Annotated in this window: 24 protein-coding genes and 1 other annotated feature; of the genes, 17 read left to right on the top strand and 7 right to left on the bottom strand. The window is 54.0% G+C overall.

The genetic code is table 11. The annotated features are described in order from the left end of the window. The first annotated feature begins 135 nt into the window (after positions 1–135). Entirely contained in the window at positions 136–1,368 is a 1,233-nt protein-coding gene (gene nadR, locus OGX81_RS01855) for a multifunctional transcriptional regulator/nicotinamide-nucleotide adenylyltransferase/ribosylnicotinamide kinase NadR (RefSeq protein ID WP_012134180.1), read from the top strand. An 88-nt stretch (positions 1,369–1,456) separates the two neighbouring features. On the opposite strand, the gene ettA is transcribed toward nadR, so the two are convergent. After that, entirely contained in the window at positions 1,457–3,124 is a 1,668-nt protein-coding gene (gene ettA, locus OGX81_RS01850; RefSeq protein WP_071257493.1) for an energy-dependent translational throttle protein EttA, read from the bottom strand. Positions 3,125–3,338: 214 nt separating this feature from the next. Between ettA and sltY the strand changes: the two genes are divergently transcribed. Together sltY and trpR are read left to right on the top strand one after the other, a co-directional pair. Beyond that, complete coding sequence (gene sltY, locus OGX81_RS01845; protein ID WP_012134178.1) at positions 3,339–5,276, top strand: murein transglycosylase; 1,938 nt, start codon at positions 3,339–3,341, stop codon at positions 5,274–5,276. Between the two features lie 90 nt (positions 5,277–5,366). Then, positions 5,367–5,696: a trp operon repressor gene (trpR, locus tag OGX81_RS01840; protein ID WP_024130726.1), complete on the top strand. Its 330-nt coding sequence runs from the start codon at positions 5,367–5,369 to the stop codon at positions 5,694–5,696. A gap of 130 nt (positions 5,697–5,826) precedes the next feature. Here trpR and yjjX read toward each other — a convergent pair whose 3' ends face one another. Then, complete coding sequence (gene yjjX, locus OGX81_RS01835) at positions 5,827–6,342, bottom strand: inosine/xanthosine triphosphatase (protein ID WP_104867796.1); 516 nt, start codon at positions 6,340–6,342, stop codon at positions 5,827–5,829. Positions 6,343–6,393: 51 nt separating this feature from the next. On the opposite strand from yjjX, the gene gpmB reads away from it, so the two are divergent. Next, on the top strand, positions 6,394–7,041 hold the full coding sequence (gpmB, locus tag OGX81_RS01830; RefSeq protein ID WP_012134175.1) for a 2,3-diphosphoglycerate-dependent phosphoglycerate mutase GpmB: 648 nt from the start codon (positions 6,394–6,396) through the stop codon (positions 7,039–7,041). Here gpmB and robA read toward each other — a convergent pair. Then, complete coding sequence (robA, locus tag OGX81_RS01825; RefSeq protein ID WP_012134174.1) at positions 7,038–7,907, bottom strand: MDR efflux pump AcrAB transcriptional activator RobA; 870 nt, start codon at positions 7,905–7,907, stop codon at positions 7,038–7,040. The genes gpmB and robA overlap by 4 nt on opposite strands. 211 nt (positions 7,908–8,118) lie before the next feature. Here robA and creA point away from each other — a divergent pair, with 211 nt between their 5' ends. Next, complete coding sequence (gene creA, locus OGX81_RS01820; protein WP_024130725.1) at positions 8,119–8,589, top strand: protein CreA; 471 nt, start codon at positions 8,119–8,121, stop codon at positions 8,587–8,589. Between the two features lie 109 nt (positions 8,590–8,698). On the opposite strand, the gene arcA is transcribed toward creA, so the two are convergent. Beyond that, positions 8,699–9,415 (bottom strand): two-component system response regulator ArcA, encoded by a 717-nt coding sequence (arcA, locus tag OGX81_RS01815; protein ID WP_001194359.1) that lies wholly within the window; start codon positions 9,413–9,415, stop codon positions 8,699–8,701. Positions 9,416–9,510: 95 nt separating this feature from the next. On the opposite strand from arcA, the gene yjjY reads away from it, so the two are divergent. The 7 genes from yjjY (at position 9,511) to OGX81_RS01780 (ending at position 16,307) form a co-directional block, all read left to right on the top strand. Continuing rightward, the gene (gene yjjY / locus OGX81_RS01810; protein WP_001541509.1) at positions 9,511–9,651 is read left to right on the top strand and encodes a YjjY family protein; all 141 of its coding nucleotides are present in this window, start codon (positions 9,511–9,513) and stop codon (positions 9,649–9,651) included. Between the two features lie 398 nt (positions 9,652–10,049). Further along, positions 10,050–10,736, top strand: coding sequence for a tRNA/rRNA methyltransferase (locus OGX81_RS01805; RefSeq protein WP_104867795.1), 687 nt, complete (start codon positions 10,050–10,052; stop codon positions 10,734–10,736). 212 nt (positions 10,737–10,948) lie between these two features. Beyond that, positions 10,949–11,014, top strand: a complete 66-nt coding sequence (gene thrL / locus OGX81_RS01800) for a thr operon leader peptide (protein ID WP_104869087.1) — start codon at positions 10,949–10,951, stop codon at positions 11,012–11,014. After that, positions 10,950–11,070 (top strand) — a sequence feature (Thr leader region). Its footprint overlaps the gene before it by 65 nt. Before the next feature lie 25 nt (positions 11,071–11,095). Then, positions 11,096–13,558 (top strand): bifunctional aspartate kinase/homoserine dehydrogenase I, encoded by a 2,463-nt coding sequence (gene thrA / locus OGX81_RS01795; RefSeq protein ID WP_071257496.1) that lies wholly within the window; start codon positions 11,096–11,098, stop codon positions 13,556–13,558. Between the two features lies 1 nt (position 13,559). Beyond that, positions 13,560–14,489 carry a homoserine kinase gene (gene thrB / locus OGX81_RS01790; RefSeq protein ID WP_104867794.1) on the top strand — a complete coding sequence of 310 codons (930 nt, stop codon included), beginning with the start codon at positions 13,560–13,562 and terminating at the stop codon, positions 14,487–14,489. A 3-nt stretch (positions 14,490–14,492) separates the two neighbouring features. Then, positions 14,493–15,779 (top strand): threonine synthase, encoded by a 1,287-nt coding sequence (gene thrC, locus OGX81_RS01785; protein WP_049010528.1) that lies wholly within the window; start codon positions 14,493–14,495, stop codon positions 15,777–15,779. Positions 15,780–16,016: 237 nt separating this feature from the next. Continuing rightward, positions 16,017–16,307 (top strand): DUF2502 domain-containing protein, encoded by a 291-nt coding sequence (locus OGX81_RS01780; RefSeq protein ID WP_012134167.1) that lies wholly within the window; start codon positions 16,017–16,019, stop codon positions 16,305–16,307. Between the two features lie 98 nt (positions 16,308–16,405). Here the strand turns inward: OGX81_RS01780 and yaaA are convergent, their stop codons facing one another. Beyond that, on the bottom strand, positions 16,406–17,182 hold the full coding sequence (gene yaaA, locus OGX81_RS01775; protein WP_104867793.1) for a peroxide stress protein YaaA: 777 nt from the start codon (positions 17,180–17,182) through the stop codon (positions 16,406–16,408). 77 nt (positions 17,183–17,259) lie between these two features. Continuing rightward, positions 17,260–18,690 (bottom strand): alanine/glycine:cation symporter family protein, encoded by a 1,431-nt coding sequence (locus OGX81_RS01770; RefSeq protein WP_104867792.1) that lies wholly within the window; start codon positions 18,688–18,690, stop codon positions 17,260–17,262. A gap of 285 nt (positions 18,691–18,975) precedes the next feature. Between OGX81_RS01770 and tal the strand changes: the two genes are divergently transcribed. The 3 genes from tal (at position 18,976) to OGX81_RS01755 (ending at position 22,062) form a co-directional block, all read left to right on the top strand. Continuing rightward, positions 18,976–19,929, top strand: a complete 954-nt coding sequence (gene tal / locus OGX81_RS01765; RefSeq protein WP_012134163.1) for a transaldolase — start codon at positions 18,976–18,978, stop codon at positions 19,927–19,929. Between the two features lie 113 nt (positions 19,930–20,042). Further along, entirely contained in the window at positions 20,043–20,630 is a 588-nt protein-coding gene (gene mog, locus OGX81_RS01760) for a molybdopterin adenylyltransferase (protein WP_012134162.1), read from the top strand. Between the two features lie 124 nt (positions 20,631–20,754). After that, on the top strand, positions 20,755–22,062 hold the full coding sequence (locus OGX81_RS01755; RefSeq protein WP_104867791.1) for an MFS transporter: 1,308 nt from the start codon (positions 20,755–20,757) through the stop codon (positions 22,060–22,062). Positions 22,063–22,096: 34 nt separating this feature from the next. Here the strand turns inward: OGX81_RS01755 and satP are convergent, their stop codons facing one another. Beyond that, positions 22,097–22,663: an acetate uptake transporter gene (gene satP, locus OGX81_RS01750; protein WP_012134160.1), complete on the bottom strand. Its 567-nt coding sequence runs from the start codon at positions 22,661–22,663 to the stop codon at positions 22,097–22,099. Between the two features lie 400 nt (positions 22,664–23,063). Here satP and dnaK point away from each other — a divergent pair, with 400 nt between their 5' ends. Together dnaK and dnaJ are read left to right on the top strand one after the other, a co-directional pair. Beyond that, complete coding sequence (gene dnaK, locus OGX81_RS01745; protein ID WP_012134158.1) at positions 23,064–24,980, top strand: molecular chaperone DnaK; 1,917 nt, start codon at positions 23,064–23,066, stop codon at positions 24,978–24,980. A gap of 87 nt (positions 24,981–25,067) precedes the next feature. Beyond that, positions 25,068–26,201 carry a molecular chaperone DnaJ gene (dnaJ, locus tag OGX81_RS01740; RefSeq protein WP_047463780.1) on the top strand — a complete coding sequence of 378 codons (1,134 nt, stop codon included), beginning with the start codon at positions 25,068–25,070 and terminating at the stop codon, positions 26,199–26,201. Positions 26,202–26,343 lie beyond the last annotated feature (142 nt).

The raw sequence follows: 26,343 nt of genomic DNA, 5'->3' as shown, positions 1-26,343 counted from the left end.
TCTGTATGCACTGATGTTGTATAATTTGCCGGATAGCGACGCAGTGCGTCTTATCCGGCCTACGGATTGATGTTGTAGGCCTGATAAGCGAAGCGCCATCAGGCATTGTTACGCGTTTTTTAGCAGGAGGCTCTTGTGTCATCGTTCGACTATCTCAAAACCGCGATCAAGCAAAAGGGGTGTACCCTGCAACAGGTGGCGGATGCCAGCGGCATGACCAAAGGGTATTTGAGCCAACTTCTGAACGCGAAGATTAAAAGCCCCAGCGCGCAAAAGCTGGAGGCGCTGCATCGTTTTTTGGGGCTGGAGTTTCCCCGGCAGCGGAAAAACATCGGCGTGGTGTTTGGCAAGTTCTACCCCCTGCATACCGGGCATATCTATTTGATTCAGCGCGCCTGTAGCCAGGTGGATGAACTGCATATCATTATGGGTTATGACGATACCCGTGACCGCGAACTGTTTGAAGACAGCGCCATGTCGCAACAGCCTACCGTGTCGGATCGTCTGCGTTGGCTACTACAGACCTTTAAATATCAGAAGAATATTCGTATTCATGCCTTCAATGAGGAAGGGATGGAGCCGTACCCGCATGGCTGGGATGTGTGGAGCAACGGGATCAAAGCCTTTATGGAAGAGAAGGGGATTCAGCCCAACTGGATCTACACGTCCGAGGAAGCCGATGCGCCGCAGTATCTCGAACACCTGGCTATTGAAACGGTGCTGGTCGATCCGAAACGAACCTTTATGAGTATCAGCGGGGCGCAGATCCGTGAAAACCCGTTCCGCTACTGGGAATACATTCCGACGGAAGTGAAGCCCTTTTTCGTGCGCACCGTGGCGATATTAGGCGGGGAGTCGAGCGGGAAATCCACGCTGGTGAACAAGCTTGCCAATATTTTTAATACCACCAGCGCGTGGGAGTACGGGCGCGACTATGTCTTCTCGCATCTGGGCGGTGACGAGATGGCGTTACAGTATTCTGATTACGATAAGATCGCGCTGGGCCATGCACAATATATTGATTTTGCGGTGAAATACGCCAATAAAGTGGCCTTTATCGATACCGATTTCGTTACCACGCAGGCCTTTTGTAAAAAATACGAAGGGCGCGAGCATCCGTTTGTACAGGCGTTGATCGATGAATACCGCTTTGATCTGGTGATCCTGCTGGAGAACAATACGCCCTGGGTCGCGGATGGGTTACGGAGTCTGGGCAGTTCGGTGGATCGTAAAGAGTTCCAGAATCTGCTGGTGGATATGCTGCGGGAGAACAACATCAATTTCGTCCACGTAGAAGAGGCCGATTACGATGGTCGATTTTTGCGCTGCGTGGAGTTAGTGAAAGAGATGATGGGCGAGCAGGGTTAAGCCTGAAGCGCCGGATGGCGGCCTACAAGGTGTAGGCCGGATAAGTCTGTAGGCCGGATAAGCGTAGCGCCATCCGGCATCTGATACATTACTTGGCGATACGTTTGTACTTGATACGCTTCGGCTCCAGCGCGTCGGCGCCCAGCGTGCGTTTCTTGTACTCTTCGTACTCGGTAAAGTTACCCTCGAAGAACTCCACCTTGCCTTCATCCTGGTAATCCAGAATGTGCGTGGCGATACGGTCGAGGAACCAACGGTCGTGCGAGATAACCATTGCACAGCCCGGGAACTCCAGCAGGGCGTTTTCCAGCGCGCGCAGGGTTTCGATATCCAGGTCGTTGGTCGGTTCATCGAGCAGCAGCATATTGCCGCCAACCTGCAACAGCTTCGCCAGATGCAGGCGACCGCGCTCACCGCCGGACAGCTCGCCCACGCGTTTACCCTGATCGACGCCTTTGAAGTTAAAGCGGCCCACATAGGCGCGGCTTGGCATTTCGGTGTTGCCGATCTTCATGATATCCAGCCCGCCGGAAACTTCTTCCCACACGGTTTTGCTGTTATCCATCGCGTCACGGAACTGGTCAACGGAAGCCAGTTTTACGGTTTCCCCCAGCGTGATGGTGCCGCTATCCGGCTGTTCCTGACCGGACATCATGCGGAACAGGGTGGATTTACCCGCGCCGTTCGGACCGATGATGCCGACAATCGCGCCTTTCGGTACTGAGAAGCTGAGATCGTCGATCAGCAGGCGATCGCCGTAGGATTTACGCAGGTTGCTGACTTCAACGACCTTGTCGCCCAGACGTGGTCCAGGTGGAATAAACAGTTCGTTGGTTTCGTTACGTTTCTGGTATTCGGTGCTGTTCAGCTCTTCAAAGCGCGCCAGACGGGCTTTGCCTTTAGACTGACGGCCTTTAGCACCCTGACGCACCCACTCCAGCTCTTTCTCAATGGATTTACGGCGGGCCGCTTCCTGAGAGGCTTCCTGCGCCAGACGCTGATCTTTCTGTTCCAGCCAGGAGGAGTAGTTGCCTTCCCACGGAATCCCTTCGCCACGGTCAAGTTCGAGGATCCAGCCCGCTACGTTGTCGAGGAAGTAACGGTCGTGGGTAATCGCCACAACGGTGCCTTCGAAGTCGTGCAGGAAGCGTTCCAGCCACGCGACGGATTCCGCATCCAGGTGGTTGGTCGGTTCGTCGAGCAGCAGCATGTCCGGTTTTTCCAGCAGCAGACGGCACAGCGCGACGCGGCGGCGCTCACCACCGGAAAGATTCGCGATTTTGGCATCCCAGTCCGGCAGGCGCAGGGCGTCAGCGGCGCGCTCCAGCTGTACGTTCAGGTTGTGGCCGTCATGCGCCTGGATGATCTCTTCCAGCTTGCCCTGTTCGGCGGCCAGCTTGTCAAAGTCCGCATCTGGATCGGCGTACAGCGCGTACACTTCATCCAGACGTTTCAGGGCGCCGACCACTTCGGCCACCGCCTCTTCGATCGATTCGCGAACGGTGTGTTCAGGGGTGAGCTGAGGTTCCTGCGGCAGGTAGCCAATTTTGATGCCTGGCTGTGGGCGAGCTTCGCCCTCAATATCTGTATCGATGCCAGCCATAATGCGTAGCAGGGTAGACTTACCGGCGCCGTTCAGACCCAGTACGCCGATTTTCGCCCCAGGGAAGAAGCTCAGCGAGATGTTTTTCAAAATATGACGTTTCGGCGGAACCACTTTGCCGACACGATGCATGGTATAAACGAATTGAGCCACGTTGGACTTCGCCTCTATAGGTTTATCGTGATGAAGAATAATTTTCAAAGGCGAAGTGTAGCCTTTTTCCCGGGCTAATCCCAGCCAGCAACTCTCACTCGCAATAAAAGTAAAAAAGTGTCCGTAACGTGGCGCATTTAGCAATGTCTGGTTAGCATAAATTCATTACGCGGCATGATGCTGCATTGATGTATCACGACAAGAGGAAGAGCTTGTGGACAAAGCCAAACCATTTACCTGGCGTCTTATCGCCGCCAGCGTATGCCTGCTGACGGTAAGTCAGGCGGCGCGAGCGGATTCTCTGGATGAGCAGCGCAATCGCTATGCGCAAATCAAACAGGCCTGGGATAACCGACAGATGGATGTCGTTGAGCAGATGATGCCTGGCCTGAAGAATTACCCGCTGTATCCCTATCTTGAGTATCGCCAGATCACCGACGATCTGATGAACCAGCCTGCGGTCACCGTCACCCAGTTTGTGCGCGCCAACCCTACGCTTCCTCCTGCGCGTACGCTGCAATCGCGTTTCGTTAATGAGCTGGCGCGTCGCGAAGACTGGCGTGGACTGCTAGCGTTCAGCCCCGAGAAGCCGGGCACTACTGAAGCGCAATGTAATTACTACTACGCGAAATGGAATACCGGGCAGACGGAAGAGGCCTGGCAGGGGGCGAAAGCACTTTGGCTGACCGGGAAAAGCCAGCCGAACGCCTGTGACAAACTGTTCAGCGTCTGGCGCGCTTCCGGCACCCAGGACCCGCTGGCCTGGCTGGAGCGCATCCGCCTGGCGATGAAAGCAGGCAATACGGGGCTGGTAACGGTGCTGGCCGGGCAGATGCCTGCGCAGTACCAGACCATTGCTTCGGCGATCATCGCGCTGGCGAACGATCCCAATAGCGTGATGACTTTTGCGCGTACGACCGGCGCGACCGATTTTACCCGTCAGATGGCGGCAGTGGCCTTTGCCAGCGTCGCGCGTCAGGACGCAGAGAATGCGCGTTTGATGATCCCGTCACTGGTGCAGGCCCAGCAGCTTAATGAGGAGCAAACTCAGGAACTGCGCGATATCGTCGCCTGGCGGCTGATGGGGAACGATGTGACCGATGCGCAGGCGAAGTGGCGCGATGATGCGATTATGCGCTCGCAATCCACCACGCTGGTGGAACGCCGCGTGCGGATGGCGCTGGGCACCGGCGATCGACGTGGGCTGAATACCTGGCTTGCCCGACTGCCGATGGAAGCGAAGGAGAAGGATGAATGGCGCTACTGGCAGGCGGATTTGTTGCTTGAGCGCGGGCGTGAGGCAGAGGCAAAAGAGATCCTCCATGCGCTGATGCAACAGCGTGGTTTCTACCCGATGGTCGCCGCACAAAAGCTGGGTGAAGCGTATGTACTGAAGATCGACAAAGCGCCGACGACAGTGGACGCTTCGCTTACGCAGGGCGCGGAAATGGCGCGAGTACGCGAACTGATGTACTGGAACCTGGATAATACGGCGCGCAGCGAGTGGGCGAATCTGGTCTCCAGCAGGACGAAGTCGGAGCAGGCGCAGCTGGCGCGTTATGCCTTCAATAACCACTGGTGGGATCTGAGCGTGCAGGCGACGATCGCAGGGAAACTGTGGGATCATCTGGAAGAGCGTTTCCCGCTGGCGTACAAGGATCTTTTCGCCCGTTACACCGGCGGCAAAGCGATCTCGCAAAGTTACGCTATGGCGATTGCGCGTCAGGAGAGCGCCTGGAATCCGAAAGTGAAATCCCCGGTAGGGGCCAGCGGTCTGATGCAAGTTATGCCGGGCACGGCGACGCATACGGTGAAAATGTTCTCGATACCGGGCTACAGCAGCCCCAGCCAGCTGCTTGACCCGGAGACGAACATCAACATTGGCACCAGTTATCTGCAATACGTTTATCAACAGTTTGGTAATAACCGTATTTTCTCTTCAGCGGCTTACAATGCCGGGCCGGGGCGCGTTCGTACCTGGCTTGGCAACAGCGCAGGGCGCATCGACGCCGTCGCGTTTGTTGAAAGTATTCCGTTCTCAGAAACGCGGGGCTACGTGAAGAACGTGCTGGCTTATGATGCCTACTATCGCTACTTCATGGGCGATAAACCAACGTTGATGAATGACGCAGAATGGCAGCGCCGTTACTGATCGCATCGGTTATGTTATGCTATCGTACTCGTTAAAGAGTACAATCGGGGGAGGCAGATACGTTTCCCCCTGCAACGATGGCGACATTCTATGACTCAGCAATCACCCTATTCAGCAGCGATGGCAGAACAGCGTCACCAGGAGTGGTTACGCTTTGTTGAGCTGCTCAAGCACGCTTGTGCGGAAGACCTGCATCTTCCCTTACTCAATTTGATGCTGACGCCGGATGAGCGTGAGGCGCTGGGAACGCGCGTGCGTATCATTGAAGAGTTGTTACGCGGTGAAATGAGCCAGCGCGAGCTTAAAAATGAGCTGGGGGCGGGCATCGCCACCATTACGCGCGGTTCCAACAGCCTGAAGTCCGCACCGGTAGAGTTACGCCAGTGGCTGGAGCAGGTGTTGCTCAAGAGCGAAAGGTAATTTCGCCTGATGGCGCTACGCTTATCAGGCCTACAGGAATGATGAACGTTCACGCCTGATGACAGGCCTACAGAAACGGTGAACGTAGGCCGGATAAGGCGAAGCCGCCATCCGGCGTGGATCGCGAGCCCTACCGATACACCGCATTATGAAACGGACTGAGCGCCAGAATCACCGCCTGGTGATAAACGCTGGAGCGGGTCAGTTTTCCGGCGGTAAACACCCCGATAGCCCCCTCTTTACGGCCAATCTCATCAATACCGGTATACTGCGACATCACCGGGCCGAGCGCTTCGCCCTGACGAACTTTTTCAAGGATAACCGCAGGAAGCGGCAGCGTTGCCGATCGCGCCTCGCCTCGCTGGGCGGCATTCTCTATTACCACCCAACTGAACGTACTGTCATCATCAATCCCCGCTTCGATAGCCACCCAAAAATCGGCCTGAGGACGCAGACAGCGCGCATTTTCTACCCGATTCCGTGCGCCAGCGCGCGTTTCCTGACTTCCAAAAGGTTGTTCCGGCACGCCGCTCTCGACGGAGACGGACTCAATATGGCAGGATCCTTCACCTAAAATCTCGTTAAATGCTTGCAGAATTGCCTGAATTTTAGCGGGATTGGTGGTTGCTGAGACAACATGGTGCATAATCAGAATTACTCAGAAATGAATGTCATCGCAGTATAACGGATAAAAAGCATGTTACAGGTATACCTTGTTCGCCACGGTGAAACGCAGTGGAACGCCGAGCGACGTATTCAAGGCCAGTCTGACAGTCCGCTGACCGCTAAAGGTGAGCAACAAGCTATGCAAGTGGGAGAACGCGCCAGAACGCTCGGCATCACCCATATCGTCAGTAGCGATCTCGGTCGCACCCGCCGCACGGCTGAAATCATCGCCCAGGCATGCGGTTGCGATATCACTTTCGACGCCCGTCTGCGTGAGCTGGACATGGGCGTGCTGGAAAAACGACACATCGACACCCTCACCGAAGAAGAAGAGAACTGGCGTCGCCAGTTAGTGAACGGCACGGTTGACGGGCGCATTCCTGATGGCGAATCCATGCAGGAACTGAGCGATCGCGTCAATGCCGCTCTCGCGTCCTGTCTGGAACTGCCGCAGGGCAGCCGCCCGCTGCTGGTCAGTCACGGTATCGCGCTGGGTTGCCTGGTTAGCACCATTCTGGGATTACCGGCCTGGGCGGAGCGTCGGTTACGTCTGCGTAACTGCTCTATTTCCCGCGTCGATTATCAGGAAAGTTTGTGGCTGGCGCCTGGTTGGGTCGTTGAAACGGCAGGGGACGTCTCGCATCTCGATGCCCCTGCGTTAGATGAGCTACAGCGTTAACGGCGAACGGGGATCAGGAATTCGCAACGCAGGTTAATAGGGCGACCACCTGTTTTGGCATCTTCTGCCGGGTAGTATCGCTCTATATCCTGCCCTTTACGGCGGGTCAGGTTCAGCATCGGCATACAGGTGCCGTATACCGTCAGGATAAACTCCTGTACCCCGGTTCCTAAACCTTCGTAGGTGAACATCACATATTCGCCGCCCTGTAGGGTAACAGGCTGCGCTGACGGCACATACCCGTTGGCATGTTCTTGCGGTAGCGCGGTGGTGTAGAACACCTCCTGTTCGTCATCTTTCTCCAGGCTGGGGCGCGTTTCGTTAAGGCCGTAGAGCAGTGGAGGAATCGTTGGCGCCTGGCTGAGAAAGTCTTGCCAGAACTGTACGCGCATTTCGTGCCGAAAATCGGAGATTTGCTCCAGCGAACAGGAATAGCTCTGGGTGGTGCCGAGCAGTTGCGTATCTTCCAGGGTGACAAACTGATGCTCAGGCATGGCGAACTCACCCAGACGCATCGGCGGACGAATGCCAAAGGCGCTCCATTCTGGAGAACGGCGATATAACGCCGGCGTCTGAGAGAACTGCTTTTTAAACGCGCGGGTAAAGGTTTGCTGAGAATCGAAGCGGTACTGCAACGCGATATCCAGAATCGGACGCGCTGTCAGGCGCAGGGCCACGGCGGATTTAGATAAGCGGCGAGCGCGGATGTAAGCGCCAATAGCATGGCCCGTCACGTCCTTAAACATTCTTTGCAGGTGCCACTTGGAATAACCTGCTTTTGCCGCCACATTGTCAAGCGACAGAGGCTGATCCAGATGGCCTTCCAGCCAGGTTAAGAGGTCGCGAATAATGCCAGCCTGATCCATAAAATATCCTCATCCTTTCCACAACGAGCACCTGACATCAGGTAAGTGGATAATAGCATTTTTTGCTGTTTTAGCATTCGGTGTTTTTTTTGCTCATCTGTGCTTTTTTGGGGCACACTAAAGCATGATTATTCTAATCCTGTGATCTGTAAACAGTTTATCCAGACGTGTCGAATAATTGCGCAGTGTAACTTTTATGAATGGTAACAATATGAAATACAAGAGCTTAATACTTTCCTCAATTCTGTTGATGCTGGGGCAGTTTGCGCATGCAGAACAGGTGGGTTCCGTCGATACCGTATTTAAAATGTTTGGGCCTGACCATAAAATCGTCGTCGAAGCGTTTGACGATCCCGACGTCAAAAATGTGACGTGCTATGTAAGTCGGGCGAAAACGGGGGGGATTAAAGGCGGCCTGGGACTGGCCGAAGATACCTCCGACGCGGCGATCTCCTGTCAGCAGGTAGGGCCGATTGAGCTGAGCGATAAAATTAAGAACGGGAAAGCGCAAGGGGATGTCGTTTTCCAGAAACGCACGTCGCTGGTGTTTAAAAAATTACAGGTCGTGCGTTTTTATGATGCCAAACGCAATACGCTGGCGTATCTGGCCTATTCTGACAAGGTCGTTGAAGGGTCGCCAAAAAATGCCATAAGCGCGGTGCCCGTTATGCCGTGGCGGTAACGTTCCTGACGCGTCATCTGGAAGTGATTCCCGTTCAGGCCGGATAACCCATTGACAGACAATAAAAAACGGCGCGTTTTGCGCCGTTTTTGCTGCCGGTGGTAACCGATTAGTCCTGTAGATCACCGCAGAAACGGTAACCTTCACCGTGAATGGTCGCGATGATTTCCGGGGTATCCGGCGTGGATTCGAAATGCTTACGAATACGACGGATAGTTACGTCAACAGTACGGTCATGCGGCTTCAGTTCGCGACCGGTCATTTTCTTCAGCAGTTCTGCACGAGACTGGATCTTGCCCGGGTTCTCGCAGAAGTGAAGCATGGCGCGGAATTCGCTGCGTGGCAGTTTGTACTGCTCACCATCTGGGCCGATCAAAGAACGGCTGTTGATATCGAGTTCCCAACCGTTGAACTTGTAGCTTTCGACGCTACGGCGCTCTTCACTGACCGTACCCAGATTCATTGTACGGGACAGCAGGTTGCGCGCACGGATAGTCAGTTCGCGTGGGTTAAACGGCTTGGTGATGTAATCGTCTGCGCCGATTTCGAGGCCGAGGATTTTATCGACTTCGTTATCGCGGCCAGTCAGGAACATCAACGCAACGTTAGCCTGTTCGCGCAGTTCACGCGCTAACAGAAGACCGTTTTTCCCTGGCAGGTTGATATCCATGATCACCAGGTTGATGTCATATTCAGAGAGGATCTGATGCATTTCCGCGCCATCTGTCGCTTCGAATACATCATAGCCTTCCGCTTCGAAAATACTTTTCAACGTGTTGCGTGTTACCAACTCGTCTTCAACGATAAGAATGTGCGGGGTCTGCATGTTTGCTACCTAAATTGCCAACTAAATCGAAACAGGAAGTACAAAAGTCCCTGACCTGCCTGATGCATGTCGCAAATTAACATGATCGGCGTAACATGACTAAAGTACGTAATTGCGTTCTTGATGCACTTTCCATCAACGTCAACAACATCATTAGCTTGGTCGTGGGTACTTTCCCTTTGGACCCGACAGTGTCAAAAACGGCTGTCATCCTAACCATTTTAACAGCAACATAACAGGCTAAGACGTACCGGACACCCAATAAAACTACGCTTCGTTGACATATATCAAGTTCAATTGTAGCACGTTAACAGTTTGATGAAATCATCGTATCCAAATGCTAGCGTTCATCACAAATTTGCAATAATCCAACTAGTTGCGCATGCCAACTAATAAATGTAATGAATCCAATAGGTGTGATTCATTCTAAATTAAATTATCCTAAATAAACAGAAGGATATGTAGTATTTCTTAACATAAAACGCAATAGTAAAGATAAGAAATAGTTTAGTGCCTTTTACTGAATGTGAAATGGTTTTTCAACGGTTTTCGTTAAAAAATTGTAAATTCGTGCTGCGTAATATGTTGACACTGGTCACATTATTGCCAGCGGCTGGTCAAAAAGAGAATCGAAATGCGTGTAACAATTATTCTGGTCGCACCGGCCAGAGCGGAAAATATTGGCGCGGCGGCACGGGCAATGAAGACGATGGGTTTTGGCGATATGCGTATTGTCGACAGCCAGGCGCACCTGGAGCCGGCGACCCGTTGGGTCGCACATGGTTCTGCTGATGTTATTGATAATATTAGTGTTTATCCAACGCTGGCGGAAGCGCTGCACGATGTTGATTTCACTGTCGCCACCACGGCCCGCAGTCGCGCGAAGTTCCACTACTACGCAACGCCCGCAGAACTGCTGCCGCTGTTACAGGAAAAATCGCAGTGGATGAACCATGCGGCGCTGGTTTTTGGCCGGGAAGATTCGGGCCTGACGAATGAAGAACTGGCGCTGGCGGACGTTTTAACCGGCGTGCCAATGGTTGCTGATTATCCTTCACTCAATTTAGGGCAGGCGGTAATGGTGTATTGCTATCAATTAGCAGGCTTAATGCAACAACCGGCGAAACAAACAGAGGTGACTGACGCGCCGCAATTGCAGGCGTTACGCACACGCGTTTCACAGTTACTGGCGACGCTGGATGTTGCTGATGACATCAAACTGGCGGACTGGCTGCAACAACGACTGGGGTTGTCAGGGCAGCGCGACACGGCCATGCTGCACCGTTTATTGCATGATATTGAGAAAAATATAACAAAATAAAATCTTGTTGAATTGCTTGATGTGAGATTTTAAATCTGGTTTCAAGAGGTTGCTTCATTCTGTATTGGTTGAAAATAAATGCGCAAGCAGCAGCTCGTGAACATGTTGCGGAATGTGATCAAATTAAAAATTTATTGACTTAGGTCACGAGATACTTTAACCCTTTAAAGATACAAGACAGACAGATAATAATTACAGAGTACACAACATCCATGAATCGCATCAGCACCACCATTAGCACAACCATCACCATTACCACAGGTAACGGTGCGGGCTGACGCGTACAGGAAACACAGAAAAAAGCCCGCACCTGAACAGTGCGGGCTTTTTTTTCGACCAAAGGTAACGAGGTAACAACCATGCGAGTGTTGAAGTTCGGCGGTACATCAGTGGCAAATGCAGAGCGCTTTCTGCGTGTTGCCGATATTCTGGAAAGCAATGCCAGGCAGGGGCAGGTAGCGACTGTTCTCTCTGCCCCCGCCAAAATTACTAACCATCTGGTGGCGATGATTGAAAAGACCATCAGCGGTCAGGATGCTTTACCGAATATCAGCGATGCCGAACGTATTTTTTCCGAACTTCTTACGGGTCTTGCAGCCGCTCAGCCGGGGTTCCCGCTGGCGCAGTTGAAAGTTTTCGTTGAGCAAGAATTTGCGCAAATCAAACATATCCTGCACGGAATCAGCCTGCTGGGCCAGTGCCCGGATAGCATCAATGCTGCGCTGATCTGCCGTGGCGAGAAGATGTCGATCGCGATCATGGCTGGCCTGCTGGAAGCGCGCGGTCATGGCGTGACGGTTATCGATCCGGTCGAAAAATTGTTGGCGGTCGGGCATTACCTCGAATCGACCGTTGATATCGCCGAATCTACGCGCCGTATCGCGGCGGGCCGCATTCCGGCTGACCACATGGTGCTGATGGCAGGTTTCACCGCCGGTAACGAAAAAGGCGAGTTGGTCGTGCTGGGCCGCAACGGTTCTGATTACTCCGCTGCGGTATTGGCTGCCTGCTTACGCGCCGACTGTTGTGAGATCTGGACTGACGTCGACGGCGTGTATACCTGCGACCCGCGCCAGGTGCCGGACGCCAGGTTGCTGAAGTCGATGTCCTATCAGGAGGCGATGGAGCTTTCTTACTTCGGCGCCAAAGTCCTTCATCCTCGCACCATCACCCCCATTGCCCAGTTCCAAATCCCATGCCTGATTAAAAACACCGGAAACCCGCAAGCCCCTGGTACGCTGATCGGCGCTAGCGTCGATGAAGACGAACTGCCGGTGAAAGGGATCTCGAACCTGAACAATATGGCGATGTTCAGCGTTTCCGGCCCAGGAATGAAAGGGATGATCGGGATGGCGGCGCGCGTCTTCGCGGCAATGTCCCGCGCGGGGATCTCCGTGGTGCTGATCACGCAATCCTCTTCTGAATACAGCATCAGTTTCTGCGTACCGCAGGGCGACTGCGCGCGGGCCCAGCGTGCAATGCAGGATGAGTTCTACCTGGAACTGAAAGAAGGGTTGCTGGAGCCGCTGGCGGTGACTGAACGTCTGGCGATCATCTCGGTGGTTGGCGACGGTATGCGCACGCTGCGCGGCATCTCGGCGAAGTTCTTTGCGGCGCTGGCGCGCGCGAATATCAATATTGTCGCGATTGCGCAGGGCTCGTCCGAACGATCGATTTCGGTGGTCGTGAATAACGATGACGTCACAACGGGCGTACGTGTTACCCACCAGATGCTGTTCAACACCGATCAGGTGATTGAAGTGTTCGTTATCGGCGTTGGCGGCGTTGGCGGAGCGTTACTTGAGCAGCTGAAACGCCAGCAGTCCTGGCTGAAAAACAAGCATATCGACCTGCGCGTCTGCGGCGTGGCGAATTCGAAAGCGCTGTTGACCAATGTGCATGGCCTGAACCTGGATAACTGGCAGGCGGAACTGGCGGAAGCGAAAGAACCGTTTAATTTAGGGCGCTTAATTCGCCTGGTGAAAGAGTATCACCTGCTTAACCCGGTTATTGTTGACTGTACCTCCAGCCAGGCGATGGCGGATCAATACGCCGACTTCCTGCGTGAAGGCTTCCATGTGGTAACGCCGAACAAAAAAGCCAACACGTCGTCGATGGATTACTACCATCAACTGCGTTTTGCCGCGGCGAAATCCCGACGTAAGTTCCTGTACGACACCAACGTAGGTGCGGGATTACCGGTTATCGAGAACCTGCAAAACCTGCTGAATGCGGGTGACGAACTGCAACACTTCTCCGGTATCCTGTCTGGATCGCTCTCTTTTATTTTCGGCAAGCTGGATGAAGGCATGAGCCTTTCGGCCGCGACCACGATGGCGCGCGAGTTGGGCTATACCGAACCCGATCCGCGTGACGATCTTTCCGGGATGGATGTGGCGCGCAAATTGCTGATCCTCGCTCGTGAAACGGGACGTGAGCTGGAACTGTCCGATATCGTGATTGAGCCGGTGCTGCCGGAAGGTTTCGACGATTCCGGCGATGTCGCCACGTTTATGACCAATCTGTCGCAGCTTGACGACGCGTTTGCCGCCCGCGTGGCGAAAGCCCGTGATGAAGGCAAAGTATTGCGCTATGTTGGCAACATTGAAGACGACGGCGTGTGTCGCGTGAAGATCGCCGAGGTTGACGGCAACGATCCGCTGTTTAAAGTGAAAAACGGGGAGAACGCGCTGGCGTTTTACAGTCACTATTATCAACCGCTGCCGCTGGTTCTGCGCGGTTACGGTGCGGGGAACGATGTGACGGCGGCGGGTGTTTTTGCCGATCTGCTGCGCACCCTTTCATGGAAGTTAGGAGTCTAAAATGGTGAAAGTCTATGCTCCGGCTTCCAGTGCCAATATGAGCGTCGGATTTGATGTGCTTGGGGCGGCCGTCACGCCGGTTGATGGCTCACTGCTGGGCGATGTGGTCTCGGTGGATGCGGCAGAAAGCTTCACGCTGAATAATTTAGGGCGTTTTGCCGACAAGCTGCCGTCAGCGCCGCGTGAAAATATCGTTTATCAGTGCTGGGAGCGTTTTTGCCAGGAGTTGGGTAAACAGATTCCGGTGGCGATGACGCTGGAAAAGAACATGCCGATTGGTTCCGGGTTAGGGTCCAGCGCCTGTTCCGTGGTCGCCGCGCTGGTGGCGATGAATGAGTTCTGTGGCAAACCGCTGAACGACATGCGTCTGCTGGCGATCATGGGGGAACTGGAAGGGCGTATCTCTGGCAGCATTCATTACGATAACGTCGCGCCGTGCTTTCTCGGCGGCATGCAGTTGATGATCGAAGAAAACGGCATTATCAGCCAGCAGGTGCCAGGATTTGATGAGTGGCTGTGGGTACTGGCCTATCCGGGGATTAACGTTTCGACGGCTGAAGCGCGGGCGATTTTACCCGCGCAGTATCGCCGTCAGGACTGTATCGCCCACGGGCGGCATCTGGCCGGGTTTATTCATGCCTGCTATTCCCGTCAGCCGCAGCTTGCTGCAAAGCTGATGAAGGATGTGATTGCCGAACCGTACCGCGCTCGTCTGCTGCCGGGCTTCAGCCAGGCGCGTCAGGCGGTGGCGGAAATTGGCGCGCTGGCCAGCGGTATTTCCGGGTCCGGGCCGACGCTTTTCGCGCTCTGTGATAAGCCGGATACGGCGCAGCGTGTAGCAGACTGGCTGGGTAAAAATTACCTGCAAAATCAGGAAGGCTTTGTTCATATTTGTCAGCTGGATACGGCGGGCGCACGAGTACTGGGATAAACAATGAAACTCTACAATCTGAAAGATCATAATGAGCAGGTCAGCTTTGCGCAGGCCGTTACGCAAGGGCTTGGCAAGAATCAGGGGCTCTTTTTCCCGCACGACCTGCCGGAATTTAGCCTGACTGAAGTTGATGAGATGCTGAATCAGGACTTTGTGAGTCGTAGCGCAAAGATCCTTTCCGCGTTTATCGGGGATGAGATCCCGCAGGAAATCTTAGAAGAGCGCGTTCGCAAGGCATTCGCTTTTCCGGCGCCGGTGCGTCAGGTGGAAGGCGATGTCGGGTGCCTGGAGTTGTTCCACGGCCCGACGCTGGCCTTTAAGGATTTTGGCGGTCGCTTTATGGCGCAAATGCTGACGCACATCAGCGGCGACAAACCGGTGACTATCCTGACGGCGACCTCTGGCGATACCGGCGCGGCAGTTGCTCACGCATTCTACGGTCTAAAAAATGTACGCGTCGTGATCCTCTACCCACGCGGCAAGATCAGCCCGTTGCAGGAAAAACTGTTCTGTACGCTGGGCGGCAACATCGAAACGGTTGCGATTGACGGTGATTTCGATGCCTGCCAGGCGCTGGTAAAACAGGCGTTTGATGATGAAGAACTGAAGGCGGCGCTGGGGCTGAATTCGGCGAACTCTATCAACATCAGCCGTCTGCTGGCGCAGATTTGCTATTACTTTGAAGCGGTCGCTCAACTGCCGCAGGACGCGCGTAATCAGTTAGTGATCTCCGTGCCCAGCGGTAACTTTGGCGACCTGACGGCGGGGCTGTTGGCGAAGTCGCTCGGCCTGCCGGTGAAACGCTTTATCGCCGCCACTAACGTCAACGATACGGTGCCGCGCTTCCTGAAAGAGGGGCAGTGGTCGCCGAAAGCGACGCAGGCTACCTTGTCGAACGCGATGGATGTCAGCCAGCCCAATAACTGGCCGCGTGTGGAAGAGCTGTTCCGCCGTAAAATCTGGCGTCTGACGGAGCTGGGCTACGCTGCGGTTGACGATGAGACGACGCAGGAGACCATGCGCGAACTGAAAGCGGCAGGTTATACCTCTGAACCGCACGCTGCCGTGGCGTACCGCGCGCTGCGTGATCAGCTGCATCCGGGGGAGTATGGCTTGTTCCTCGGGACTGCGCATCCGGCGAAATTCAAAGAGAGTGTGGAGGCGATTCTTGGTGAAACATTGGATCTGCCAAAAGAGCTGGCGGATCGTGCCGATCTGCCGCTGCTCTCGCATAATCTGCCTGCCGATTTTGCCGAATTGCGTAAGCTGATGATGACACGCGGCTAACGGTTGTGCCCGGTGGCGCTTCGGGGCTATTGTAGCTATTGTAGGCCGGATAAGGCGTTAGCCGCCATCCGGCTTTTTTATGGAGAAAATAAGGAGAAATTTAGCAGGTAAAAAGGAGTAATTCTCAATAAATGCGGTAACTTAGAGATTAGGATTGCAGAGAATAACAACCCGCGTTCTCATCAAGTAATCTCCTTTCATCGACCCAAATCGGGCAATGGTAAAAAGGAGTACCTCATGAACAAGTTGAAACCCGTGCTTCTTGCACTTTCCATGATGCTGGTGGCTCCCCTCGCAGCACAGGCTGCCGAAATTACTCTCGTACCGGCAGTTAAACTTCAGATTGGCGATCGCGATAACCACGGTAATTACTGGGATGGCGGTCACTGGCGCGACCACGGCTGGTGGCAGAAGCATTATGAGTGGCGAGAAAACCGCTGGCAGCCGCATGGACCACGTCCGCAACCGCATCATAATAAGCATGACGAGCATCGTCATGATGATCGCCGCGACGACCACCGTCATTAAGTACGCAGGCCTGATAAGCGTAGCGCTATCAGGCAATTATGCGGTTTTAGCGCCGGATAGCGACAAAAGGCGTCTTATCCGGCCTGCGCTTCAGGGCATCAGTTTTGCTCGTGGCGTTTAAACACCAGCTCGCCTTTTCCTGACGCTTGCTCATCATAGAAATAGCCTTCGCTGTTAAATGCGGTGAGCTGTTCCGGCTTCGTCAGCCGGTTTTCAATGATGTAACGGCTCATCAGGCCGCGCGCTTTTTTGGCGTAGAAGCTGATAACTTTGAATTTGCCGTTTTTCTCGTCAAGGAACATAGGCTTGATAATCTCCGCATTCAGCTGCTTCGGCTTCACGGATTTATAATATTCATCCGAGGCCAGGTTGATGACGATTTTATCGCCTTGCGCAGCCAGCGCTTCGTTCAGCTTATCGGTAATCACATCGCCCCAGAACTGATAAAGGTCTTTCCCTTTGGCGTTCTCAAGGCGAATGCCCATCTCCAGACGGTAAGGCTGCATCAGATCCAGCGGACGCAGGACGCCGTACAACCCGGAAAGCATACGCAAATGCTGCTGCGCGAAATCAAAATCGGCTTCGCTGAACGTTTCCGCCTGTAGTCCGGTATAGACGTCGCCTTTAAACGCCAGAATCGCCTGGCGGGCGTTTTCAGGGGAGAAGTCAGGCTGCCAGTCATGAAAACGGGTGGCATTCAGATCGGCCAGTTTGTCGCTAATGCCCATCAGCTTGCCAATCTGCGGCGCCGAGAGCTTGCGCGCCTCGTGGATCAACTGCTGTGAGTAATCCAGCAGTTCAGGCCGCGTATAGCGCGTCGTGGCCAGCGGGCTTTGGTAATCGAGCGTTTTTGCAGGTGAAATCAGAATCAGCATATCCAGTCCTTGCAGGAAATTTACTGCGACTTTAGCAAAAAAACCGACCGATTTGATCGATGGTTGTGATTGCCGCGCTAGTGACGCGGCAACTCATCCCATGTATCCGGCGCCAGTTGCTGCTCAATTTCAGGGTAGCGGAACGGGTCGAACACGGGTTGTACGCCGAGCTTACGCTGTCGCAGATAGTCGCTGGCGATCGTATGCACCACCGGCGAGAGCAGCAGAATCGCCGTCAGGTTGGTGATGGCCATACAGGCCATAATAATGTCGGCCAACTGCCAGACGAGCGGAAAGCTGAGTAACGTGCCCGCCACGACCATACCGACGGTGACAATACGCAGCGCCCAGCGCATTCGCAGACTGTCCAGACGCAGAAAAATCAGGTTATTTTCGGCGTAAACGTAGTTGGCGACAATTGAGCTGAAGGCGAACAACACCACAATAAACGCGACAAGGCTTGCGCCCCATTCGCCGGTCAGTGAAATCATTGCCTGTTGCACCAGCTGGATGCCTTCCGTTGGCATATGCGAGGCGCCATTGCCTGCCAGCAGAATAATCATCGCGCTGGCGGTGCAGATAATAATGGTATCGGTAAAGACGCCGATCATCTGCACAATTCCCTGCGCGGCAGGGTGCGGCGGCCAGGATGAGGCGGCGGCCGCAATGTTAGGCGCAGAACCCATTCCCGCTTCGTTGGAGAACATGCCGCGCTGGAAACCGCTGGTAATCGCCTGGCTGAGCGTATACCCAGCCGCCCCGGCAGTGGCTTCCTGCCAGCCGAATGCGCTTTTCACAATCGACGCGATAATCTCGGGCAGCTGTTCAATGTGCCAGAGGCAAATCACTAAACCGGTGAGCGTCCACAGAAGGGCCATCGCAGGGACGAACCATTGCATGAGTTTTGCGACATCTTTAATGCCGCGAACGATGACAAAAAAGGCCGCCAGCGCCAGCACGATACCGGAGATAATGGGCGGTATGTCAAAGGCAAAAGCGAGCGCCCGCGAGACGGAGTTCGCCTGTACGCTATTAAAAATCAGACCATACGCAATGAGTAAGAAAATCGCGAAGAGAACGCCCATCCAGCGCATACCCAGACCACGCGCCATATACCATGCCGGGCCGCCGCGATACTGTCCTGTGCTGTCGCGCTCTTTGTAGAGCTGGGCCAGAGAACATTCGGCAAACGAGGTCGCCATGCCGATAAGCGCAGATACCCACATCCAGAATACGGCGCCTGGCCCGCCTGCGGCGATGGCCAACGCAACGCCTGCCAGGTTACCGCTGCCAATACGCGCGGCAAGGCTGGTACACAGCGCCTGAAATGACGTAAGCCCGCCCGGCTGGGGATGTATGCTGTTTTTAAGACTTTTGCCAAACTGGCGGATATAGCGAAACTGAACGAATCCGGTACGGTAAGTAAACCAAAAACCTGCGCCAAGCAGGAGGTAGATCATTACCGAACCCCAGAGTATTTCATTAATAAAGGCGAAGAAATCAGGCATTAACATCCCTCTTGTTGATGCCGGTACGCTTTTGGGTTCCAGTGTAAGCGTTACCAATTCACGAACAGTATAGACCCTGTCAGGCTATTGAATGGGGGGAGTCTACCATACTATATGGCAATATCCTTTAATTGCGCGCAGCCGTGGCGAGGGGCTGAAAAGGGGCAAACAAAGAGGGGAGAGGGATAACCGCATTGTCTGCGGTTGCGCTGTGAGTGCGTCGTGTTATCATCAAGGCAGACCGGTTACATCCCCCTAACAAGCTGTTTAAAGAGAAACACTATCATGACGGACAAATTGACCTCCCTTCGTCAGTTCACCACCGTGGTGGCCGACACCGGAGACATCGCGGCAATGAAGCTGTACCAGCCGCAGGATGCCACAACCAACCCTTCTCTCATTCTTAACGCAGCACAGATCCCGGAATACCGTAAGCTGATTGACGATGCCGTTGCCTGGGCGAAACAGCAGAGCAGCGATCGCGCGCAGCAGATTGTTGACGCGGCCGACAAGCTGGCGGTGAACATTGGTCTGGAGATCCTGAAACTGGTTCCGGGCCGTATCTCCACCGAAGTTGACGCTCGTCTGTCCTACGACACCGACGCGTCTATCGCCAAAGCAAAACGCATCATCAAGCTCTACAATGACGCGGGCATCAGCAACGATCGCATTCTGATCAAACTGGCGTCTACCTGGCAGGGGATTCGTGCTGCTGAACAGCTGGAAAAGGAAGGTATCAACTGTAACCTGACTCTGCTGTTCTCCTTCGCGCAGGCGCGTGCTTGTGCGGAAGCGGGTGTATACCTGATCTCTCCGTTCGTGGGCCGTATTCTTGACTGGTACAAAGCCAATACCGACAAGAAAGAGTACGCTCCGGCAGAAGATCCGGGCGTGGTTTCCGTTACGGAAATCTACGAATACTACAAACAGCACGGTTATGAGACAGTGGTGATGGGCGCGAGCTTCCGCAACGTCGGTGAAATTCTGGAGCTGGCGGGTTGCGATCGTCTGACCATCGCTCCGGCGCTGCTGAAAGAGCTGGCAGAAAGCGAAGGCGCTATCGAACGTAAACTGTCCTTCTCTGGCGAAGTGAAAGCGCGTCCAGAACGCATCACCGAGTCTGAGTTCCTGTGGCAGCACAACCAGGACCCGATGGCGGTAGACAAACTGGCGGACGGTATCCGTAAGTTTGCTATTGACCAGGAAAAACTGGAAAAAATGATCGGCGATCTGCTGTAATCATTCGGCGTGACCAGACAGGTTTCTGGTCACGCTACCTCTTCTGAAACCTGTCTGTCCTTCCCTTTGCAGTGTATCATTCTGTTTAACGAGACTGTTTAGACGGAATAATCATGAACACCTTACGTATTGGTTTAGTTTCCATTTCTGACCGCGCGTCCAGCGGCGTATACCAGGATAAAGGCATTCCTGCTCTTGAAGAGTGGCTGGCCTCCGCGCTGACCACCCCTTTTGACGTACAAACCCGACTGATCCCGGATGAGCAGGCGATCATTGAGCAAACGCTGTGTGAGCTGGTGGATGAAATGAGCTGTCACCTGGTACTGACGACGGGCGGTACGGGACCGGCGCGTCGTGATGTCACGCCTGACGCGACTCTGGCCGTCGCCGACAGAGAAATGCCCGGCTTTGGCGAGCAGATGCGCCAGATCAGCCTGCACTTTGTTCCTACGGCGATCCTTTCCCGCCAGGTTGGTGTGATCCGTAAGCAGGCACTGATCCTGAACTTACCGGGGCAGCCAAAATCCATCAAAGAGACCCTGGAAGGGGTGAAAGATGCCGAGGGTAAGGTTGTTGTGCCGGGAATTTTCGCAAGCGTACCGTATTGTGTACAGTTGCTTGAAGGGCCTTATGTGGAAACCGCAGCGGAAGTGGTAGCATCTTTCCGCCCGAAAAATGCCAGACGCGACATAAACGCCTGAAGTTGGCCTTTCTGTGACATAAATTACGCAGGTGGTGGAGTATTGAATTGTTTACGATATAGTAATTTTTGATTTACACATATCGATAAGCGCCCTCAATAACTCCACTGACTCATGGTTTGCTATGTCACGACACACACGACCTCTGAATCGCCAGGATTATAAGACTCTTTCACTTGCCGCTCTCGGCGGCGCGCTCGAGTTTTACGACTTCATCATCTTTGTTTTCTTCGCAGCGGTTGTGGGCGAACTATTTTTCCCCACCGATATTCCTGAGTGGCTTCGTCAGGTTCAGACGTTTGGGATCTTCGCCGCCGGTTATCTGGCGCGCCCGCTGGGCGGCATTATCATGGCGCACTTTGGCGATCTGGTAGGGCGCAAGAAGATGTTCACCCTGAGTATTCTATTGATGGCTGTTCCAACGCTGGCGATTGGCCTGCTGCCGACTTACGCCTCAATGGGCATCCTTGCGCCGTTGTTATTGCTGCTGATGCGTATTTTGCAAGGCGCAGCGATTGGCGGCGAAGTGCCGGGAGCGTGGGTGTTTGTGGCTGAACATGTGCCGGAGTGCCGTATCGGCATCGCTTGCGGCACGCTGACTGCGGGACTGACGGTCGGTATCCTGCTTGGCTCTGTCGTGGCGACGCTGGTGAATACCAGTATGACCCAGCAGGCGGTGCATGATTATGGCTGGCGTATTCCCTTCCTGCTCGGCGGCGTATTTGGTCTGATTGCGATGTATTTACGTCGTTGGTTGCAGGAAACGCCCATCTTCCTTGAAATGCAGCAGCGCAAAACGCTCGCGCAGGAATTGCCCGTCAAAGCGGTAGTGGTGAAACATAAAAAAGCGGTGGCGATTTCGATGCTGCTGACCTGGTTGTTATCGGCCGGCATTGTCGTCGTGATTTTGATGTCGCCGGTCTGGTTGCAAAAGCAGTACGGGTTTGCGCCCGCGTTAACTTTACAGGCAAATAGCGTGGCGACCATTATGCTGTGCGTGGGATGCCTGCTGGCAGGGTTCATTGTCGATCGGGTTGGCGCCAGCAAAACCTTTATTGTAGGCAGTTTTCTGCTGGCCTGCTCAAGCTGGATCTTCTATCACCTGTCTGGCGCGCATCCCGAGCAGTTGTTTTTATTATACGGGCTGGTGGGGCTGTGTGTTGGTGTTGTTGGCGCGGTGCCGTACGTAATGGTGCGAGCCTTCCCGGCGGAAGTGCGTTTCACCGGCATCTCTTTTTCTTACAACGTCTCGTATGCCATTTTTGGCGGCCTGACGCCAATTGCGGTCACCATGTTGATGGGCGTGTCGCCAATGGCGCCGGCCTGGTATGTGCTGGCGTTGTCACTGGTGGGGCTGGGGTTGGGCGTCTGGTTGCGACAGGATATTTATTATCGCGATGCGGATGTGCAGGCAGAATTACAACAGCTGTAAAAATTATCCCCCCGGTCGGGGGGATAACGGAAGATTAGTGCGCTTCACCGATTGGCAGGATGGTGCGGCCAAACTGTTCGTTCAGCACTTCGCCCATCGCCAGGTAAATGGCGCTGGCGCCACACACTAAGCCAATCCAACCCGCAACGTGGATCACCGCTTCGTTACCCGCGATGTTGCCGAAGGCCAGCAGAGCGAACAGTACGGTCAGGCTCAGGAAGACAAACTGTAGCGCGCGAGCGGCTTTCAGCGTGCCAAAGAACATGAACAGTGTGAACACGCCCCACAGCCCCAGGTAGGCGCCCAGGAACTGCGCGTTCGGCGCTTCTGTCAGACCCATTTTCGGCATTAACAGGATCGCGACCAGCGTCAGCCAGAAAGAACCGTAAGAGGTAAATGCGGTTAAGCCGAAGGTGTTGCCTTTTTTGTATTCCAGCAGGCCAGCAAAAATTTGCGCGATACCGCCGTAGAAAATGCCCATCGCCAGAATAATGCCGTCTAAAGCGAAGAAACCCGCGTTGTGCAGGTTAAGCAGAATGGTGGTCATGCCGAAGCCCATCAGGCCCAGCGGAGCCGGGTTAGCCAACTTAGTGTTGCCCATAATTCCTCAAAATCATCATTAATCGAATGGTGAAATAGTTTCCCCGAACAACCGATACCGTATTCGGGGCGCGGCATGATAATCAGGGGAATAGAGGCTGTCTATGATCTAATAGGGGGAAAATGAAATATTTCCCCTTGTGATGACGATCACGGAAGAAAAAGGCTTAACCGCCGCACAGGCAGAGGTGTTTTCCGTATGCCCGGTAAAGAAAATTATCGTTTTTCGCAAAAAAAATTTTTCATGCCCCCTTGATGACGTGGGTTACGACCCCATCTTGTAGTCAACCGCAGTGAGTGAGTCTGAAAAAAAACGATTCAGGGTAGTTGAAACCGCACGTTTCGCCCTTATTACAGATTCACAACCACATGATGACCGAATTTTTAGTGGAGACGTTTAGATGGGTAAAATTATTGGTATCGACCTGGGTACTACCAACTCTTGTGTAGCGATTATGGATGGCACAACTGCACGTGTGCTGGAGAACGCCGAGGGCGATCGCACCACGCCTTCTATCATTGCTTATACCCAGGATGGTGAAACTCTGGTTGGTCAGCCGGCTAAACGTCAGGCAGTGACAAACCCGCAAAACACCCTGTTTGCGATTAAACGCCTGATTGGCCGCCGCTTCCAGGACGAAGAAGTTCAGCGTGACGTTTCCATCATGCCGTACAAAATCATCGGCGCCGATAACGGCGACGCATGGCTTGATGTGAAAGGTCAGAAAATGGCACCGCCGCAGATCTCTGCTGAAGTGCTGAAAAAAATGAAGAAAACCGCAGAAGATTACCTGGGCGAACCGGTAACTGAAGCTGTTATCACCGTACCTGCCTACTTCAACGATGCTCAGCGTCAGGCAACGAAAGATGCCGGTCGTATCGCAGGTCTGGAAGTAAAACGTATCATCAACGAACCAACCGCCGCCGCGCTGGCTTATGGTCTGGATAAAGAAGTCGGCAACCGTACTATCGCGGTTTACGACCTCGGTGGTGGTACTTTCGATATCTCTATTATCGAAATCGACGAAGTTGACGGCGAAAAAACCTTCGAAGTTCTGGCAACCAACGGTGATACCCACTTGGGTGGTGAAGACTTCGACAGCCGTATGATCAACTACCTGGTTGAAGAATTTAAGAAAGATCAGGGCATTGACCTGCGTAACGACCCGCTGGCGATGCAGCGTCTGAAAGAAGCGGCAGAAAAAGCGAAAATCGAGCTTTCTTCCGCACAGCAGACCGACGTGAACCTGCCGTACATCACCGCAGATGCCACCGGTCCGAAACACATGAACATCAAAGTGACTCGCGCGAAACTGGAAAGCCTGGTCGAAGACCTGGTGAACCGTTCCATCGAGCCGCTGAAAGTCGCGTTGCAGGATGCTGGCCTGTCCGTATCTGATATCAACGACGTTATCCTCGTTGGTGGTCAGACGCGTATGCCGATGGTGCAGAAAAAAGTGGCGGAGTTCTTTGGTAAAGAACCGCGTAAAGACGTTAACCCGGACGAAGCTGTTGCTATCGGCGCAGCGGTGCAGGGCGGCGTACTGACCGGTGATGTGAAAGACGTTCTGCTGCTGGACGTTACCCCGCTGTCTCTGGGTATCGAAACCATGGGCGGCGTAATGACGGCGCTGATCAGCAAAAACACCACTATCCCGACCAAGCACAGCCAGGTGTTCTCTACCGCGGAAGACAACCAGTCAGCGGTAACCATCCATGTGTTGCAGGGTGAGCGTAAACGCGCGTCTGATAACAAATCTCTGGGTCAGTTCAACCTGGATGGCATCAACCCGGCGCCGCGCGGTATGCCGCAGATCGAAGTCACCTTTGATATCGATGCTGACGGTATCCTGCACGTTTCCGCGAAAGACAAAAACAGCGGTAAAGAGCAGAAGATCACCATCAAGGCTTCTTCTGGTCTGAACGAGGACGAAATTCAGAAAATGGTTCGCGATGCTGAAGCGAACGCAGAATCTGACCGTAAGTTCGAAGAGCTGGTTCAGACGCGCAACCAGGGCGACCATCTGCTGCACAGCACGCGTAAGCAGGTTGAAGAAGCGGGCGATCAGCTGCCAGCAGACGACAAAACGGCTATCGAGTCTGCACTGAGCGCGCTGGAAACGGCGCTGAAAGGCGAAGACAAAGCGGCTATCGAAGCGAAAATGCAGGAACTGGCGCAGGCTTCCCAGAAACTGATGGAAATCGCTCAGCAGCAGCATGCACAGCAGCAGGCTGGCGGCGCTGACGCTTCTGCAAACAACGCGAAAGATGACGATGTTGTCGACGCTGAGTTTGAAGAAGTGAAAGACAAAAAATAATCGCCCTTTGAACGGGTAAAATACTGGCACGGGCGAAGAGGGTTCCTCTCCGCCCGTGCACGCATGTTAGGGGCAGATAAAAACAAGATGGCTAAGCAAGACTATTACGAGATTTTAGGCGTTTCCAAAACAGCGGAAGAGCGTGAAATCAAAAAGGCGTACAAGCGCCTGGCCATGAAATATCACCCGGACCGTAACCAGGGTGATAAAGAGGCCGAGGCCAAGTTCAAAGAGATCAAGGAAGCCTACGAAGTTCTGACCGATGCGCAAAAACGTGCGGCATACGATCAGTACGGGCACGCCGCGTTTGAACAAGGCGGTGGTGGATTTGGCGGCGGCTTCGGCGGCGGTGCTGACTTCAGCGATATCTTTGGTGACGTTTTCGGCGATATCTTTGGCGGCGGACGTGGTCGTCAGCGCGCAGCGCGTGGTGCTGATTTACGTTACAACATGGATCTCACCCTGGAAGAAGCCGTACGTGGCGTGACCAAAGAGATCCGTATTCCAACGCTGGAAGAGTGCGACGTTTGCCACGGTAGCGGTGCGAAAGCAGGCACTCAGCCGCAGACCTGTCCAACCTGCCATGGTTCCGGCCAGGTGCAGATGCGTCAGGGCTTCTTCGCCGTGCAGCAAACCTGCCCGCACTGTCAGGGGCGCGGTACGCTGATTAAAGATCCGTGCAACAAATGCCACGGTCATGGCCGCGTAGAGAAAACCAAAACCCTGTCGGTTAAAATCCCGGCGGGTGTGGACACCGGCGATCGTATTCGTCTCTCCGGCGAAGGTGAAGCGGGCGAGCATGGCGCGCCAGCGGGCGATCTGTACGTTCAGGTGCAGGTGAAGCAGCACCCGATCTTCGAGCGTGAAGGCAACAACCTGTATTGCGAAGTGCCGATTAACTTTGCAATGGCGGCGCTGGGCGGCGAGATTGAAGTCCCGACGCTGGATGGTCGTGTGAAGTTGAAAGTGCCGCACGAAACGCAAACTGGCAAGCTGTTCCGTATGCGCGGAAGAGGCGTGAAATCCGTACGTGGCGGCGCGCAGGGCGATCTGCTGTGCCGTGTTGTGGTCGAAACGCCGGTAGGTCTGAACGAGAAGCAGAAGCAGTTGCTGAAAGATCTGCAAGAAAGCTTCGGTGGCCCGACTGGCGAGAAAAACAGTCCGCGTTCGAAGAGTTTCTTCGACGGCGTGAAGAAGTTCTTTGACGATTTGACGCGTTAATCACCGCTGTCACATTGCATAAAAAGCCTGGGATTGCACAATCCCGGGCTTTTTTTGTTTGTCGGCGGCGATTATTTTATTTCGTAAAAACCGAATGTTTCACCATAAATAATCTAATTTTAACGATAGATCATGCGAGGTA

The sequence above is a fragment of the Citrobacter sp. CK206 genome, assembly GCF_030333125.1.
Taxonomy (GTDB): domain Bacteria; phylum Pseudomonadota; class Gammaproteobacteria; order Enterobacterales; family Enterobacteriaceae; genus Citrobacter_B; species Citrobacter_B koseri.
This window is presented reverse-complemented; position numbering and strand designations above follow the sequence as displayed.